The 17,005-nt window shown below is 44.4% G+C and carries 10 protein-coding genes; 1 reads left to right on the forward strand and 9 read right to left on the reverse strand.

Features of this window, described 5'->3' with window-relative positions; translation table 11 throughout:
* Window positions 1-54: 54 nt before the first annotated feature.
* The 6 genes from ABNK31_RS11995 to ABNK31_RS12020 all read right to left on the reverse strand — a co-directional run bounded on the left by ABNK31_RS11995 (window position 55) and on the right by ABNK31_RS12020 (window position 9,066).
* Complete coding sequence (locus tag ABNK31_RS11995) at window positions 55-1,437, reverse strand: BT_3987 domain-containing protein (protein ID WP_418892744.1); 1,383 nt, start codon at window positions 1,435-1,437, stop codon at window positions 55-57.
* A 27-nt stretch (window positions 1,438-1,464) separates the two neighbouring features.
* Window positions 1,465-2,355: a BT_3044 domain-containing protein gene (locus ABNK31_RS12000; protein ID WP_418892745.1), complete on the reverse strand. Its 891-nt coding sequence runs from the start codon at window positions 2,353-2,355 to the stop codon at window positions 1,465-1,467.
* Between the two features lie 27 nt (window positions 2,356-2,382).
* A complete protein-coding gene (locus ABNK31_RS12005; RefSeq protein WP_418892746.1) occupies window positions 2,383-4,374 on the reverse strand; it encodes a RagB/SusD family nutrient uptake outer membrane protein in 1,992 nt (663 codons plus the stop codon).
* A gap of 16 nt (window positions 4,375-4,390) precedes the next feature.
* Entirely contained in the window at window positions 4,391-7,483 is a 3,093-nt protein-coding gene (locus ABNK31_RS12010) for a SusC/RagA family TonB-linked outer membrane protein (RefSeq protein ID WP_418892747.1), read from the reverse strand.
* 4 nt (window positions 7,484-7,487) lie between these two features.
* On the reverse strand, window positions 7,488-8,822 hold the full coding sequence (locus ABNK31_RS12015; RefSeq protein WP_418892748.1) for an IPT/TIG domain-containing protein: 1,335 nt from the start codon (window positions 8,820-8,822) through the stop codon (window positions 7,488-7,490).
* Between the two features lie 67 nt (window positions 8,823-8,889).
* Window positions 8,890-9,066 (reverse strand): hypothetical protein, encoded by a 177-nt coding sequence (locus ABNK31_RS12020; RefSeq protein WP_418892749.1) that lies wholly within the window; start codon window positions 9,064-9,066, stop codon window positions 8,890-8,892.
* 914 nt (window positions 9,067-9,980) lie between these two features.
* Between ABNK31_RS12020 and ABNK31_RS12025 the strand changes: the two genes are divergently transcribed.
* Entirely contained in the window at window positions 9,981-11,309 is a 1,329-nt protein-coding gene (locus tag ABNK31_RS12025) for an IS5 family transposase (RefSeq protein WP_418892750.1), read from the forward strand.
* 366 nt (window positions 11,310-11,675) lie between these two features.
* Here the strand turns inward: ABNK31_RS12025 and dprA are convergent, their stop codons facing one another.
* The 3 genes from dprA to purL are packed head-to-tail and all read right to left on the reverse strand — an operon-like array spanning window position 11,676 to window position 16,975.
* Window positions 11,676-12,782: a DNA-processing protein DprA gene (dprA, locus tag ABNK31_RS12030; RefSeq protein ID WP_418892751.1), complete on the reverse strand. Its 1,107-nt coding sequence runs from the start codon at window positions 12,780-12,782 to the stop codon at window positions 11,676-11,678.
* 55 nt (window positions 12,783-12,837) lie between these two features.
* Window positions 12,838-13,245, reverse strand: a complete 408-nt coding sequence (locus ABNK31_RS12035; RefSeq protein WP_418892752.1) for an acyl-CoA thioesterase — start codon at window positions 13,243-13,245, stop codon at window positions 12,838-12,840.
* 46 nt (window positions 13,246-13,291) lie between these two features.
* Complete coding sequence (purL, locus tag ABNK31_RS12040; protein ID WP_418892753.1) at window positions 13,292-16,975, reverse strand: phosphoribosylformylglycinamidine synthase; 3,684 nt, start codon at window positions 16,973-16,975, stop codon at window positions 13,292-13,294.
* Window positions 16,976-17,005 lie beyond the last annotated feature (30 nt).

Below are 17,005 nucleotides of genomic sequence, written 5' to 3' on the forward strand. Positions count from 1 at the left end.
ACACTCTAAACCGCATGCCATGCGGCAACACAATTCATTATCGTATCAAAAGACTCATCTCGTCAACGTCCTGTTGTACATTCTTTCATGCGTCCACCATCCGGCCCAGTCGCGATAGAGGTATTCTACATTTAATTCATTATTCTGTAAATCGTAAGCGTTTAAATTATCACTTACCGGATAACCGTTTTGCTGAATGACAATGCTTTTGGTGTCCGGGTCGATCGAGATATATTGTACGGATGTTCCGCTGCTGGTCTGATCCTTCCCCGTAGAATACGCCCTGAAAAGGTATCCGGTTTCCCAAGTCAAATCGCCGGTACGTTTGATGTAACGACGTCTTTTTTCAGGATTCGAGGGATACTGTGCCGCTCCTTCCCCGCATTTGGCTAATCGGTCCACCGTGTACCATCCTTCCAAGTCATCCACGTAAAATACGATGACAACCGAATTCATCATTTCACTCACAGAAGCGGAAGATACCGATTTAATTTTGAGTGGTAAGGCATAAACATGCCGATCTTGCAAGGCTGACACATCCACTTGCAAACTCAGGTTTTGATAAGCGCTCGTTCCCGTATATACGTAATCTTGAGGGATCGGGCAGGCATCCGCCGGCAACAGTTCGGGAGATAATCCTGTTTTCTCCCTGTACGCTTGCAATAAACCTTCGTCAACTTCAAAATTGATTACGGACTGTTCGTTATCATTAAATTCGGCACTTCCAATTCGCAAAGTTACTATTTTATTATTTGAATTTCTCAAATAATAAGGTATCCATTGCGTATCGATTTCTTTTTCGAATCGAAAAGCGACTAACTTTCCGGGAATCGTCGCCACCGATGCAACCTCGCCTAAATCCCTATCTTTATCAACGGATTGAACATAAAACGTATGTTCCCCATCGGCATTCAATAGTTCTTTAATGGTATATTCCGTAACTCCATTTTCGAGAACTAATTTATGTTGTTGATTATTTATCTGGTAAGTAACAACCACATGAGAAAAGTTATCTTCTTCGGGTTCCGTCCATTTCAATTTCACTTCCCCCGGGCCGGGTATGGCTTGCAGATTTTTCACGGCTGCAATATGAGTAAAATATTTACGTGCCTGCCGCACCATAAGACTTACTTTTTGGTTGGCGCTGCTTACTTCTATTTTAGCGATTCTACTTGTCACCAAATCATTGCCGGAAACTTTAATCAGCAGTTGATTTTGTTTGATTGAAACTTGGCACCAGTCACTGTTTTCCGATGTTATTCCGGCTTTCGTATCATCCCCGGCATTGATTATTTCAACCGCCTGTTCCTGTGCATCGCTACTGAAGTCTACATTTGTTTGAGACAGCGATAAATACGTTCCTTCAAGATACGTATCGTCATTCTTACAGGAAAAACACACAGAGAATACCAATAATATGCAAACTATTTTTTTCATATCTGTTCTATTTTAATTGAAAGAATATCATTCTATTCGCGTCAACGTTTCATGAACCGTAGTCCATTCCGAATCCGAAGGCCTGCGATATTTGTAATTAATCGTAAATTTTTTCTCTTCGGGGTCATATGCGCAATCTTCCAATTGTTCTATTTCTATATTTCCATAAGGTTTAATACGCACCGAATTATCCTCATGAATGATTAATACGATCGCGGAATTTCGAATGACATTCAAATCGGCGGATACAGAAAGGTTTTCAGGGAACAACCGGATTTGGTTCTTCGCTAACGGAAGTACGGTTTTATTGGTCGTGATGTTGGACGACATCCCTCCTTCCATTTGTTTACTGCCCCTCATCTTATACGTTCTGGATTTTACCGAAGAGTACGCATTTTCCAAATCGATCTTATATAAAACGAAGTCTTTCTCTGTATTTATATCATAACCCTTTGAATCGCTAATCCTAAAAGGCAATATATAGGTAGTGTCGGGAGACAAACCATTCACATCAATTTCTATGGGAACAAAGGCCGTAGCCGAAGGTTCTCCTGCTTTAATAATTGCATCATGGGAAGGAAGCAAATAACGGTCGGCCGACAACAGCCGGGCATACTTTCCATATTCGGAACCGAAATACCGAAAATTATATGAATTTAAATGTTCCAACGCAACACTATCTGTCACGATTGTTACGGCAAGGTCTTTATCCAACGGCATCGATCCTCCACTGCCGGCCGTTATATAACCGGTAGTTAAGGAATCATTCATCAGGTGAGGGTAAGAAAATATATTATTATCGCCGCTTTTCAGATAAATGATTTTCTTATAGTGTTCTTCATTTAATAAATCTTCTTCGCAAGAGATAAATGAAATAAACGCCACTGCTATCAATAAATATTTTACTATGGATTTCATCTTTTTTTCTTTTAGAATCAGTTATTATTAATTTTCCCAACCCGGATTTTGATCGAGCGTCGGAACTCTTTTTATTTCCTGCCTGTCGATAGGAAGTAAAATCATCTTATCCTTGAAAACACGGTTACGGACTGTTTTATAATTGCATATTACGCGATTATAATAGCCCGATCTTTCCGTTTTTTCCGTATCCATACCCATAATGGGCGCGGCCTCTTCTTCTTTTACAATTCCCCAGCGACGGACATCGTAATACCGTAATCCTTCGTGCAGGAACTCAATCATGCGTTCTGTTTTTAACGCTTCAAAAAAAGCGTCGGGAGTATTCAGCTCTTCCGGCTTCAAACCGGGAAGTCCGCTTCGATAACGGACTTGATTAAAGGCCTTTTTTATTTCTTCGAAATCGCGCGAAAAAGTTTGAGGCTCGTTTTCTCCAATCGAAACGGTGTGGCTTTGAGTGAGATTATTCAGGCATTCGGCATACATGAGCAGGATATCCGCATAACGCACAATAGGGAACGATTTATTTAATACGGCCGCGTTTGCACCGCTCCAGGCATCGTCAGGATGAATATATTTTTTCAGTACATAACCGGTTATGGGATAATTGCGTTTATCACCTTGCGTAGCGGCGCTTGAGCCGGAGTTTCCGTCAACCGAATAAAACGCCTGTTGCATAAATTTGCCGTTTTCAGTGGTAGAATTCATCGGCCATAAACAACCGCTAAAGCCTATGCTTGCATAAAAACGGGCTTCCCTGTTCGTGTACATAAAATTCACATTGGGTTTCAGTATATACCCCGAAAAAGTCTGATCGGTAGTAGTGAAGCCATTCTCACGGTAAGGATAAAGAGCGCTGGAATGATTGATATCGTTCCCGTCGATCATTTTATAATTATCGATGATTTTTTGCGGCACACAAAAACCGTTCCATCCGCCAAATTGGGCAGGAAATGATAATAGAGTTGCATAACTTATTTCGCCTGAATTTTTGCCGAAAACGAACTCCGTATTCTTGAATCCTAAAGTCTCCCCGTTAAACATTTCGGCATAAGAGCGGTATGGATCGATATTCCCAGCCCCTTGAGGCCACGGTTTATAATAATCGGGATCATAAACAATTCCTTCCGGCAATTTGGGAGTATCATCGCGGGCTTCGACCGTATGCAGCGTATAATTCATATCCATAACCCGTTTGCAGGCGGCTGCCGCAACGGCCCATTTCTTTTCGTCGTACGTTTGGGAAATATAATGCACTCCATCGCCCTGACGGACGAAATTCGAGAAATAAGTTTTTGCAGCCTGTCCTCCGTTATATAACGGGCTGGCCGCATATACCCTCAGTCGCGCAATCAACCCGTAAGCAGCGCCCTTTGTAGGCCGCCCGAAAGTATTTATAGGCACAACGGGGGGGATGTAGGTTGCGGCCGTTTCAAGTTCATTGCAAATATATTCCACACTTTCATCATACGTAGAGCGGTATTTTTGGTAAGCTTCTGGAGCCAAACTCGTTTCGTATACTTCATCGCCCGCAATCAATATGGGACCATAATTCAACAGGAGAAAATAGTAAGCGTAGCCTCTCATAAAATGGGCATAACCTGTTATTTCCCGTTTATCTTGCGCGGTAAGCTCCTTACACTCATCTATTCGTGCAAAAATGGTATTGGCTTTGCGTATAATCTGGTACATGGGCGTCCATATATTCATGCTTCCCAAGTTATCGGCTGTTACTTCATCAATAGGGAACTTTTGCGGCGCATAATCATCTTCCCACATGGAAAAGCCCTCGTCGCTGCCAAGTATGGCAGGATAATAACTATTACGGAAAATATTGCTTTCGTCGGGGAATAAAGCGGCCGCTCCCCATAAATATTTTTCAAGATTTACTTTTGTATAGAAAACAGAGTCAATATTGAGCGTATCTTCAAAATAATCGCTCACATCCAAATAATTGCAAGATGTCATCATCATGATCGACCCTATTGCGGCAATAATAGCCATTATAATCTTTTTCATATGTATATTTTTTCCTTTAAAAATTAATATATATCTGTAAGGCAAAAGTCATCGGGAGCGGATATGCATATCCGTTTTTATCGGCTTGCTCCGGGTCCCAAATCTTCACTTTATCCCAAACATATAAATTATGACCTACAAATTGTAAATCGATAGAATTTACCCCCAGTAATCTTTTTAGCGCCGCCATCCTTAAATTATAGTTTACGGTAAGCTCTTCAAAACGCAGATATCGGCTATCCCCGAGCCAAAACGAAGAAAACTTATCGTTATTTTCGTTTTTTCCGTACGTTAAACGCGGAAATATCGCATTGGGATTCTCCGTCTTCGGATCGCCGGAATACCACGCAGGCGTCCATCGGTTGGACTGATCCTTTACCATTGAAAGTACGTTTCCCGTATTTCCCCCGTAAAAAGGCAGATAACCGTATCCATTGTTATTTTTGAAAAAGTCGGTTCGTCCTCTTCCCTTGAACAACAATCCCAAAGTAAAATCTTTATATCTGACTTCCGCGCCAAAACCGTACATCAAACGAGGAAACGGAGAATACGATAGAGGAACCTTGTCGTCATCCGTAATTTTTCCATCGCCGGTTACATCTTTATATTTAATGTCGCCGGGACGTACATTCCCGAACTGTGTAGGGCTATTAAGCACATCCTTCTCGTCTTTAAACAACCCGACGGCTTTAAATCCGCGAAGGACATTGTAAGGTTTGTTGCTATAAGATAGATAGTCGTATTTCTGATATGGCTGTTCCCAGTTTTTTATTTTGTTTGTGGAATAGGTGAAGTTTCCTCTAATGGTAAACGACAAATCATTATTCAATTTATGTGTATAACTTGCATTTCCGTCAGCGCCATAGCTTACCATGGATCCGACATTACCGTAAGGCATGGTCATGGAGCCTACCCATGCCGGCAACTGTGTCCGGCGTTGAAAAATTCCTTCCCGGTTGTCGTGAAATACATCCAAAACAAATTCCAGGTTATTATTTAATAATTTAGCTTCTATTCCGACATCCGCCTTTGTTGACTTTTCCCATTTCAGATTGTCGGCTCCCACAACGGTCTCGATGAGGCCGGAACCGCCCCATCCTCCGGCGGCATTCGTGTTGACGATAGTCAGGTATGGAAAACGATCATCTGTGATACGGTCGTTTCCTACGGTGCCGTAAGATGCGCGAAGTTTCAAAAAATTGAGGAACGGCATATTCTTTTGTGTCCACTCATATTGTGAGGGGACCCATCCTAAGGCTACGGAAGGGAAAAATCCGAACTGTTCGCCTTTTTTAAAGTTCTCCGACCCGGTATAACCGAAATTCGCATCAATCATATACGCATCCTTAAAGCCGTAGGTTACCCTCCCCGAAATGCCTTGATATTTTTTAGGTATCGCCAACATACTGGTGCGATAAATCGTCCATTTTTCACTACTCATGTAATAATAAAGCAATCCGCCTATACGATGTTTTTGGTCAAAAATATTATCGTAATGAATATTTGCCTCCAAAAAATATTTCCGCCATTGGGATTCATTCGACTCGTATTTTGCGTCATAGGCATTCACTCGCTTTATCATCACCAGTTCACCATCGGGCGTACGGCGCGAAGAATTATACAGGTCGGGCATTTTATGACGCTTTTCGGTAAGGTAAGCCCGGTTATCAAGCGCGACCTGAACTTTAGCCGTCAATCCCTTGGTTATAAATTTCAAATCCTGATTTACGGCAAGCGTTACCATGTTTTTGTAATCTTCCTTGGTGCTCATCCCCGTGTGGTTGAGCAAAACATATGGGGAAATAAGGTCGTCTTTGCCGTATGCCGGTAACAGGCCGTTAGAATATTTTGTAGGCACAGTTAAAGGGGTCAGTTGAGCTTGCGAAGACCATAACCAGTCGGTATCCATCATACCGGGAAGATTATTGATAGATATGTAACCATCCAAACCTAAGTATAACTGGGTTGTTTTGGTTAGATTGATATCTAAATTCGCTCTGTAATTATACGTATTATAACTGACATCTTTCCGGTACTTACTGGACTCGTCTTGCTTATATGCGGCGGATTCCGAAGATATCCCCAAACTCATAAAATACCGGGCTACGGTTCCTCCTCCTTGAGCGCTGATATAATGAGTATTCTGCCAGGAAGCGGTATTCAGGATTTCTTTTTGCCAGTTCACATTCGGATAAAGATCGTTATCCAATCCGTATCGAATCAGTTCCAATTGTATATCCGAATACCTCGGCTGATTTCCCGATACGACAGAAGCTTCATTTGCCAACGTGGCATAATCATAAGCATCTAAATAGTCGGGCAGTCTTTTCAAAAGCGAAAGTTTTACATTCGATCTTGTCGTGATTTTCAGTTTTCCGGAACCTCCTCTTTTGGTTGTTATTAAAACAACTCCGTTCGCTCCCCGAACACCGTACACGGCGGTAGCCGATGCGTCTTTTAAGACAGAAAAAGATTCTATATCCGCAGGATCTATCTGGTTTAACGTACCTTCCAATCCGTCTATCAAAACAAGGGCGCCGCTGCTTGCACCGAAAGTCCCGATTCCGCGCACCCAAAATTCCGAAATATTCTTTCCCGGTTCGCCGCTCGACTGCATGGATATGACGCCTGCTACACGTCCGCCCAACATATTGTTGATGGAGGTTGCAGGAACTTGCAGAGAACCTACATCTACAGAGGTAATGGCCCCGACAACGCTCGCTTTACGCTGTTGCCCTAAACCTACCACCACCATTTCTTCCAATTCCTGAACAGCCTGCTTCATTACTATTTTTACGTGTGAGTCAGGCTTCGTAACTTGGTATTCAAGATCTTGAAATCCTATATAACTAAAGATCAAGATATCTCCTTTATTAACTTGAACGGAAAACTTTCCATTAAAATCTGTCGCCCATCCCGTGGTTGGGCGATCTTTTAAATGAATATTCACGCCTATCAGGGTTTCGTCCTGTTCGCTAAACACCGTTCCCTCCAAAGTGAACTTGGTTGCGCTTTGTTGTGAGAACAGAGTATTGCTAAGGAAAAACATTAATAATCCGGCCAATGCGCATTTTATGCTCCTATATTTTGTTTTACTATTCTTTTCCATGTTATTATTGAATTGATAACTTGCGAATACATTGATTGTAATAATCGGTAATGTACAACTTACCTTCTTCGTCTATCTTCATCCCCCAAAATCGATTGAAAAGGGCCACATCCGGATCGCCATCCACATAACCCGATACTCCGGGAATTCCACAGATGGTGGAAACTACCCCCTCCGTAGAAATCCTTCTCACACAAAAATTATCGGTATCCCCCACATACATATTCCCATCCTTATCAAAACATATCTGACAGGGATTATTGAATTCCGCCGTTTCCTTCAGCCCATCCTGATGTCCTTTTATACCGGATCCGGCATACACTTCATAATTCAACGTACGCATATTCATCCGGTAGATGCGATCGGTACCCACTATCGGCCCATCAGCAGGATTCATTGAGGATGGATTTACAAAATAAAGCATGTCCTTGTCGATGGGGTGAAAAGCGAGATACACTTGTAATTTTGTTTGTATGAATTCTTTTAGAATACCTTTTTTAACGAGGGAAGCGACATGCGTTTTAGGATTGATTTTTACCAGTTCACCGTTCGTGGTAATCGTATACAACATACTGTCGAGTTCACTCATGGCAAACGAATATTTGCCATCCAGTTTAAAATCATCTCCTTGCCGTATGCTCGGATTGATTCTCCTTGCAATCCATTGTTGTTCGGGATTGAATTCGAAATAATAGGGCGCGCCGTTCATCGGAAAGTAAAATGTTTCATTTTTATTATCCGTACATCCCGACATCATTTCTCCGCTTGCCGTGCTTTGATAGAGCGTCATTACCAGATTTTTTTCTTCGTTCACCATACGGGCGCGACAAGGCCATTCTCCCACAAAAATGTTTTTCTCTTTATCTACGGCTAAATAAAAGGGCCTGTCAAAGCGAGCTTCGGCTAAGGTTCCATCTACGGTTTTTTGTTCTTCTCTTGTTCCGGCAATCGTATAAACCTGAACCATGGTTTTATAATAAAACCGTTTGTCTGAGACAATAGAGTCTTTACCTACAGCGATCGAAATTTCACAAGTATCTCCGGGTAATTTAGGTGTTAGAACGTAAGCCAGATTACCGTTAGTCTTAACTACTTTCGCCTTTTTCTTGTTGAAATAAACCCTTAATTGATCGGCATCCGTTCCCAAATTAGAACCTTTGATAATCACTTGAGAAGCCATTCCCCCTGTTTCCGGGATAAATGATGTAAATTCAACCGGTTTGTTCGGATCATAAGGAATTTCAGGCTCTTCATTTTTGGAGTTTTTTTCAGAACAAGAAATGAACGCCAATAGAAAGAAGATGCTAAAAAATAGACATTTCCAATTCTTTTTTCTCATTTGTTTAGATTAATAAATAGATTTATAATAGAATGTTTTACCGGACGATAATTCGTCCTTGCCCTCTTCACCTCCTTTTTATCGTGAATGAACCTTTTGGAGGCTTGATCGCCACATCCGGATAAACCGGAAGTTCCAACACCGACATGCCGGTATTCTTTTCGGACACATTCGGGGTGTTATGCCCCGGGGTCCCTAAACCGATTGTTGCCAACCGGACAAAATGAATTGTTAATCTTTTCATGATTATCTAACTATTGATATTGAAAATATATAGAATGAATAAAAATGCGAATCTCGAGCGGTAAGGACAGGAAGCCCGATAACGGCTTATTTCTGCTTTTTTCCCGCCACGAACGGAAATAACAAAGCCCTTCCGGAAAAGTAACCGGAAGAAACGGAAAAGAAAATGTATCCTTAGGATGAAAACCGCAGACGGATTTTTCCTTAAAAGAAAGAATATGGGAAGAATGAGAATTTCCGAAAAAGCGCTCAGGAGTATAGAGAAAAGAAAACAGAGGCGCGGAAGCCGCCACTATAGAAAGAGAAAAAACTATTTGGTTAAATAATGTAAATACCCCCCCCCCCGTTATTTTAACCTTCGTTAACTGCATCAACGGTCGGGGTTGAGAAAATATTATGTCTGTTCCTTGTATCATATTTTAATGGCAATAAAATTACATTGTCAAAACTTTGCAAATGTAGAGGAATTCATTGCGACAGCAACTATAATTATTGATATTAACACTAATATTTTTGACATTTAACATTGGAAAGACGAAAAAACATAAATCAAGACAAAAGACACGAAGATTATAAGGATAATCCTGCGGACTTCGACAATGCGTCACCCTAAAATGCCAACCAAAACTTTTCGTCAAAAAGAGGTACGGTAGATTTATGTTTTGGTGTCATCAACATTGTGCAATTCATCGTCTTTCCACTTTTTGGTATGCTCTACGCTGATTTTTTCTATACTGTTTATTGATGTTATTTATATTGATAACACAGGCCGCTTACAGATAGAGGTGTGCCAGGGTTATTTAGTCGTCCCTTAATAAGTCATTTATATACTGATTAGCAGTAATATAATATCATAATTCTTTTGGTAAATCTGCAATTTTTTGTATCTTTGGACATAGAAACTTGCAGATTTTTATGATAAATACAACTCCCTCCTCTCGATCTCTGTTTTCATCCCTGGATGATTTACTGAATCAGCAGCACCCTTTGCATAAACTCTCTGGCAAAATTAACTGGGCCGTGTTTGAAACAGCATTCACCCCTCTTTACTGTTCAGATAACGGTCGTCCGGCTAAACCGATCCGTCTGATGTGTGGTTTACTGATCCTCAAACATCTGCGTAACATCTCTGATGAGTCTGTTGTAGAACAATGGAGTGAGAACGCTTATTTTCAATACTTCTGCGGTATGCATGAATTTATGCCGTCTTTTCCTTGCAATGCATCCGAGCTTGTGCATTTTCGGCGGCGGATAGGTGAAAAGGGAATAGAGCTTATTCTTGCTGAAAGCATTCGTGTAAATGATGACAAGAGCGATGAGGATCATCATCGAACTGTCTTTATAGACTCTACCGTACAGGAAAAGAATGTAACTTATCCCACAGATGCCAAACTGCACAAAAAGATAGTTGGCAAAGTGCTTAAGATTGTAAAAGAATTGAATCTGCCCCTGCGTCAGTCATACACTTTTATTTTGAAAGGAATCTATCGGGATCTACGTTTTCGTAACCATCCCAAGAACCGGAAAAAAGCGCTAAAAGCTGATAAGCGTTTACGTACAATCACCGGGCGTCTGGTCAGAGAACTCAAACGTAATTTAGGTGAGAATCGAGCATATGATGAATTACTGTCCATCTTTGAAAAGATACTCTTACAACGTCGTAATTCTCCCCATAAGATTTATTCCATCCATGAGCCTGATGTTCAATGCATCAGTAAAGGTAAAGAACACAAGAAATATGAATTTGGTAACAAAGTATCCATTATACGTTCTGCTACAGGCGTCATTCTTGGTGCCAGCTCTTTCCGCAACGAATATGATGGGCATACGATTCAGAAGAGCTTGGAACAGGTATTTCGGCTGACTGGAAAAAGTATCAAGCGATTAGCCGGAGACAGGGGCTATCGTGGCAAGAAAGAGATAAACGGGACGCAGATACTGATTCCTGATACGCCAAAAGCCAAAGACACATCCTATCAACGCAAGAAAAAACATCAGCTGTTTTGCAAGCGTGCAGGAATAGAACCTACCATCGGGCATCTGAAGACGGATCATCGTTTAGGGCGAAACTTTTATAAAGGCATACTTGGGGATGCTATCAATGTTTTGTTGGCTGCAGCAGCTTATAACTTCAAAAGAGCCATGAGGGTTCTTTTGGGCTTAATCCGAAAACTGTTATTAGAGGGCGAAAAACAGAAAATCCGAGGGGTAAGACAAATGATACCCATCGGATTTTCTGAATGAAATATACTTTTTAAGGGCCGACTATTTAAAATAGTGACGGATCCGCGGCCTGTCTTCAGCTTCTTTATCGTTTTTATCATAAAACAGAACTTACCACTCGGGAACCTCCGCCCCTGATGAAGGCACCTTCGACCTTATGACCGGCCAATCGTTGCTCCAAATAATTTTATCCAACAACACTTGTCGCTGAAGTTCGGGGTGAACTATTTCATAACCATGATACGCTGTTATCGGCACTTCGCTGAAAGTTTTTCTCACGGATAACGCTAATTGCCCCCTGATTTTTTACAGCCTTATTAATTATTGGTGAGAATCTGCAAAATCGTCGACAGATTACTTAAAAATAAAAGGTTAAAGAGCAGGCTTTCACATCAATTTATACATTCCTCCCGGCAACGACTCGACAACATTCTTTATCTCCAATTCCAAAAGCGTAAAGAAAAGCTCCGACACCGGGGTGTTTAACTCGATAGCCAACGCATTCACCTGCATCGATTCCGCTTTTTTCAAAACCAAGACTACCCGCTCTTCTTCCTCCGTCAGATCCGTGAAGAGTTCTTTCTGTACAGCAACCGAGGGCATAGACGCAGGCTCCCATCCCATGTGGGCGATAAACTGATCGGTATCTTGCAATAAGACTGCTTTATTATCGGTTATCAAACGGTTGCATCCCGACGACCAGCGATCGCTCACCCGTCCCGGTAATGCAAACACTTCGCGATAGTATGAGTTGGCAATATCCGCCGTAATCAACGACCCGCCCTTTTCTCCCGACTCGATGACAACCACCGCATCGGCCATGCCCGCCACAATGCGGTTGCGCCTCACGAAATGATGTCTCTCCGGGCCGGTGCCGCTCGTAAATTCCGTCAATAAAGCACCGTTTTCAATCATTTCCACCGCTGTATGGCGGTGTATATACGGATAAATCCGGTCCAAACCATGCCCTAATACGGCCACGGTCGACAATCCGCTTTCAAGAGCGGCCCGGTGAGCGCAAATATCGATTCCGTAAGCGAGTCCGCTAATAATCATCATATCGGGGAAACGGACAGCCAATTCACTTACGAACTTCCGGCAACTGCTCACGCCATAATCGGTTGCATTCCGTGTTCCGACAATACTGATTATCTTTTCACGGTTAAAATCGACATCCCCCTTTGCATACAGAACAATCGGCGCATCGACGCAATTGGCCAGTCGCTCGGGATAGCCGGGCGAGCCAATGAAGAGAAGCCTCAACTTGTTCTTCTCTACAAATTGAAGCTCTTTTTCCGCTTTGCGTAATACTTCCGCATTGCGTATCTCCCCAATCAAACGCCGCGAAATGCCCGGTATGGCTTCGAGCCGGCGTATATCCCCTTTAAACACAGACTCTTCATCACCCATTACCTGCAACAGGTTACGCGCATGCATCACTCCCACCCCCGGAATAAACGTCAGCGCTATCTGATAGAGCGCTTTATTAGTCATCAGTCTACAGTCTACAGTCTACAGTCTCCGGTCATCATACATCATACATCATACATCATACATCATACATCTTAAACGCCTCGTCGAAAATATCGGGACGCGAGAGTTTGCCGTTCACGAGACACACCACCTCGATCTTTGCTTTGGCGCATAACGCTTCGTCTTTTATGCGCAAGATTTCCTGATGGAAGATATATTTCAGTCCCACACGCTCAATCCGCGCCACGGTACACCGGAATTCGTCCATTCCGTGCAACGGTTGCTTATACCGTATTTCTACGCGCGAAACCACCGCGTCGATGCCCTGCTGATGGAGACTGTAAAAGTTAAGTCCCCCCGATTCCAGAAACTCATGGCGCGTAGCCTCGAAGTAATGCTGATAGTTGGCATTGTTCACATGCCCCTGCACATCGCATTCATAGTCGCGTACCTTCATGTCGTATTCAAAGATAGCCTTCTTCATACATTTATTTCTATTCCGTCAAACGGCACGCAGCCGTTAAACGGCGTTATTGTTTTTTAATCCATTCCCTTGCATTGACAAAAGCCTCCATCCAAGGCGTCACGTCATGTTTGCGGAACACATAGGGGTACCAGGCGTTTTGCCAGGGGAAAATGCTGCGTTCGGGATGAGGCATCATCGCCAGATGGCGCCCGTCTTTCGAACACACGGCGGCCGTGTTGAAGTCCGACCCGTTGGGATTGCCCGGATAGGCACCGTAACTATATTTTGCCGCAATGCCATAGTCGGCTTCGTCGCCCGGTAATACAAAACGTCCTTCCCCGTGCGCCACCCATACGCCCAGTGTCGTACCTTCGAGCGATTGCAACATGACCGACCGGTTTTTCGGGATTTCCACACTGACGAACGACGACTCGAACTTATGCGAACGGTTATGCTGCATCTTCGGATGCTCCGCCCCTTTTTCGGGATAAATCAATCCCAGTTCCATCAACAACTGACAGCCGTTACAGATGCCTAAGCTTAACGTGTCTTGCCGTGCGAAGAAATTTGTAAGCGCCGTTTTCGCCTTTTCATTGTAAAGGAATCCTCCGGCCCAGCCTTTGGCCGATCCCAGCACGTCGGAATTAGAGAATCCGCCGCAGAAAACCGCCATTTGCACGTCTTCAAGCGTTTCGCGACCCGAGGTCAGGTCGGTCATGTGTACATCTTTCACGTCGAAGCCGGCCAAATATAGGGCATAAGCCATCTCACGCTCTCCGTTCGTTCCTTTATCGCGTATAATCGCCGCCTTAATGCCCGACGCTTCTTTGCGGGCCGGATCGATGCCCAAATCGGCGAACTTGCCGGTAAAGGACGGTGCAAAACGGAACTGCAACGGCTGATGCTTATATTGTTCAAACCGTTCTTTGGCGCACTCTTCCCCGCTTTGTCGGCGATCGAGCAGATAGGAGGTCCGATACCACACATCGCGAAGGCGATCGATATCGAATTCCTGACGGAAGTCGCCTTTTTCGATGATCAATGTCCGTTCCTGAACCGGACGAGCTACGATGGCAAAGCCGACGCCGTGGTCGTCCAGTATTTTCTCCACCAAACGATGATGTTTTACCTGAATAAGCACCCCGGGATTTTCCGAGAAAAGTATTTTAATCAGATCGGCATGGCGTATTTTATCGAGACGCGCCTCCAACCCTCCTTCGGGATTGGCGAAGCACATTTCGAGCATGGCGGTGATCATTCCTCCGGCAGAGATATCATGTCCGGCGAGAATCAATCCCCTATCCACCAGTTCCTGTACGGCTTCAAACGCATTTTTGAAATATTCCGTATCGGTAACGGTCGGGGCCTCTTCCCCCACGTTGCCCAAGGTCTGTGCAAAAGCAGAGCCCCCCAGCCGGAAGGTATCGAAAGAGAAATCGATGTAATACAGATACGTTCCTTTGATATAAGCCAGCACGGGAGAAACAATCTTACGGATGTTTTTCACCTCTCCCGCAGCCGAAATGATAACGGTTCCGGGAGAAAGCACTTTCTCGTCGCCATATTTTTGCGTCATCGACAACGAATCCTTTCCCGTAGGAATATTGATACCTAAATCACAGGCAAAATCGGAACAGGCTTCTACCGCTTTGTATAAGCGCGCATCCTCGCCCGGATTGCGGCACGGCCACATCCAGTTCGCGCTAAGCGAGATACTTTGCAACCCGTCGGTCAACGGAGCAAACACAATATTGGTCAATGCTTCGGCCACCGCCATAACCGACCCGGCAGCCGGATCGATCATCGCCACTTGCGACGCATGCCCGATGGAAGTCGCCACACCTGAATAGCCTTTAAAGTCGAGGGCGATAGCCCCCAAATCGCTCAGCGGAAGTTGGATTTCGCCCTGGCATTGTTGGCGGGCGATCTTTCCGGTAACCGAACGATCGACTTTATTCGTCAGCCAATCCTTGCAGGCCACAGCCTCGAGTTTCAATACATTTTCGATATAGTCGCCGAGACTTTCATGTCCGTAATAGGGATCGGAATAATGATCATCGGTCGTGATATCTTCCATCACGGTCACCGGAGGCTTGCCGAAGAAATCATCGAGTTCCATATTGATGGGACAAACGCCGTCCGCCTCACGGAAGGTAAACCGTTGGTCGCCGGTCGTCTCGCCCACGTCGTATATCGGAGCGCGCTCACGGGCGGCAATACGCTCCATGCGCTCCATATCTTTCTGTTCCACGAGCAGTCCCAAGCGTTCCTGACTTTCATTGCCGATGATTTCCTTTGCCGAAAGCGTTTTGTCGCCCACCGGCAGTTTTTCCATTTCGATAACGCCGCCGGTCTGCTCCACCAATTCCGACAGACAGTTCAAATGCCCTCCGGCACCGTGGTCATGAATCGACACAATCGGATTCTCTTCCGATTCTGCCAGCGAACGGATCACATTCGACACCCGCTTTTGCATTTCGGGATTGGCGCGCTGCACGGCATTCAGTTCGATGCCCGACGAATACTCGCCCGTGTTTACCGAAGAGACGGCGCCGCCGCCCATGCCGATACGGTAATTATCGCCGCCGAGCACCACGACCCTTTCGCCGGTTTTCGGATCGGTCTTCAAGGCGTCGCGGCGGTTGGCATAACCGATACCGCCTGCGAGCATGATCACTTTGTCGTACCCGTACTTCTTGTCGTTTTCTTCATGCTCGAACGTCAACAAAGAGCCGCAGATAAGCGGTTGCCCGAATTTATTGCCGAAATCGGAAGCGCCGTTGGAAGCCTTAATCAATATTTGCTCAGGCGTTTGATACAACCATGGACGCGGATCGATGCGTTGCTCCCATGCCCGGCCCTCTTCGAGGCGCGGGTAAGAAGTCATGTATACCGCCGTACCGGCCACGGGTATCGACCCCTTTCCGCCGGCCAGGCGGTCGCGTATTTCGCCTCCGGTACCCGTCGAAGCACCGTTAAAAGGCTCCACGGTCGTCGGGAAGTTATGAGTTTCCGCTTTGATGGACAAAACACTTTCGATGTCCTTTTTATAGAAATAGTCGGGCTTATCGCCGCTTGCGGGAGCAAACTGCTCGATCACCGGACCCTTCGTAAATGCCACATTATCTTTATAGGCGGAAACCAACCCATTGGGATTGACTTTGGCCGTTTTTTTAATTAATTGAAAAAGCGAACTCTCCATCTCTTCCCCATCGATCACAAACTTACCATTGAAGATTTTATGGCGGCAATGTTCCGAATTGACCTGCGAAAAGCCGAACACTTCGCTATCGGTCAGCTTACGGTTCATCTTCGCGCTTACCCCGTTGAGGTAATCGACTTCCTCGGGACTTAATGCCAATCCCTCCTGTTCATTATAGGCAGCAATATCATCAATATAAATAATCGGTTCGGGCTTCTTATCGATCGAGAAGATGGTTTGGTCGAGCCGGTCATACAACCGTTGCAACATCGGGTCGTAAGTCGTGTCGTGTTGCGCCGGGAAATACTCTTCGATGCGCGTGATACCGGAAATGCCCATATTCTGGGTTATTTCTACGGCACAAGTACTCCATGGCGTAATCATTTCCCGCCTCGGGCCGATAAAACGTTCGTCGATCTGAGTCGAATCGAGCGGTTCGGCTTCACCGAAAAGCCAGATAAGTTTCGCTACGGTTTCCTGCGATAAAGCCGGTTCGGCCTCTACTGCGACAATACTTCGTGATGGGGTTTTAAAAAAAGCGATCATATTTGTTTTATTCAATCTTCTTAAAACCGC

The sequence above is a fragment of the Limibacterium fermenti genome (assembly GCF_041902845.1).
GTDB classification, from domain to species: Bacteria; Bacteroidota; Bacteroidia; order Bacteroidales; family Dysgonomonadaceae; genus Limibacterium; species Limibacterium fermenti.

Bases quoted from the DNA above. Each gene is read 5' to 3' on its own strand.
- ABNK31_RS11995 (WP_418892744.1), bottom strand. From the start codon at position 1,437: ATGAAAAAAATAGTTTGCATATTATTGGTATTCTCTGTGTGTTTTTCC.
- ABNK31_RS12000 (WP_418892745.1), bottom strand. From the start codon at position 2,355: ATGAAATCCATAGTAAAATATTTATTGATAGCAGTGGCGTTTATTTCA.
- ABNK31_RS12005 (WP_418892746.1), bottom strand. From the start codon at position 4,374: ATGAAAAAGATTATAATGGCTATTATTGCCGCAATAGGGTCGATCATG.
- ABNK31_RS12010 (WP_418892747.1), bottom strand. From the start codon at position 7,483: ATGGAAAAGAATAGTAAAACAAAATATAGGAGCATAAAATGCGCATTG.
- ABNK31_RS12015 (WP_418892748.1), bottom strand. From the start codon at position 8,822: ATGAGAAAAAAGAATTGGAAATGTCTATTTTTTAGCATCTTCTTTCTA.
- ABNK31_RS12020 (WP_418892749.1), bottom strand. From the start codon at position 9,066: ATGAAAAGATTAACAATTCATTTTGTCCGGTTGGCAACAATCGGTTTA.
- ABNK31_RS12025 (WP_418892750.1), top strand. From the start codon at position 9,981: ATGATAAATACAACTCCCTCCTCTCGATCTCTGTTTTCATCCCTGGAT.
- dprA (WP_418892751.1), bottom strand. From the start codon at position 12,782: ATGACTAATAAAGCGCTCTATCAGATAGCGCTGACGTTTATTCCGGGG.
- ABNK31_RS12035 (WP_418892752.1), bottom strand. From the start codon at position 13,245: ATGAAGAAGGCTATCTTTGAATACGACATGAAGGTACGCGACTATGAA.
- purL (WP_418892753.1), bottom strand. From the start codon at position 16,975: ATGATCGCTTTTTTTAAAACCCCATCACGAAGTATTGTCGCAGTAGAG.